This is a genomic window from Mesorhizobium sp. M1E.F.Ca.ET.041.01.1.1 (assembly GCF_003997355.1).
Classification (GTDB): Bacteria; Pseudomonadota; Alphaproteobacteria; order Rhizobiales; family Rhizobiaceae; genus Mesorhizobium.
Genome location: NZ_RZSL01001255.1, coordinates 1 through 471, shown reverse-complemented (window position 1 = coordinate 471; position 471 = coordinate 1). Strand labels below are relative to the sequence as shown.

Below are 471 nucleotides of genomic sequence, written 5' to 3'. Positions count from 1 at the left end.
GCTGATGGCCGTCACCAACGCCATCTCCTCGGTCATCGTCGTCGGCGCGCTGCTCGCCGTCGGCATCGCGGCGTCCGGCCTAGCCGCGGGCTTCGGCTTCGTCGCGCTGGTGCTGGTCTCGGTCAACATCTTCGGCGGCTTCCTCGTCACCCAGCGCATGCTCGCCATGTACAAGAAGAAGGAAAAGTGACGTGACCGTCAATCTCGCTTCCTTCCTCTATCTGGTCTCCGGCATCCTGTTCATCCTGGCGCTGCGCGGCCTGTCGCATCCGACCACCAGCCGCCGAGGCAATCTCTACGGCATGATCGGCATGGGCATCGCTCTTTGCACCACGCTGGCGCTGGCGCTGCCTTCGGCCGGCCGCTTCGGCCTGATCGTGCTGGGTCTCGCCATCGGCGGCAGCATCGGCGCGGTGACTGCGCGCCGCATCGCAATGACCTCGATGCCGCAGCTGGTCGCCGCCTTCCACT

Annotated in this window: 2 protein-coding genes; both read left to right on the top strand. The window is 66.2% G+C overall.

Features of this window, described 5'->3' with window-relative positions; all coding sequences use genetic code 11:
- Window positions 1-190, top strand: a 190-nt coding sequence (locus tag EOA38_RS38655) for a proton-translocating transhydrogenase family protein (RefSeq protein WP_189435278.1), incomplete at its 5' end; no start/stop codon positions are given.
- 1 nt (window position 191) lies between these two features.
- The coding region (locus tag EOA38_RS38650) for an NAD(P)(+) transhydrogenase (Re/Si-specific) subunit beta (RefSeq protein ID WP_189435276.1) at window positions 192-471 on the top strand (280 nt) is incomplete at its 3' end.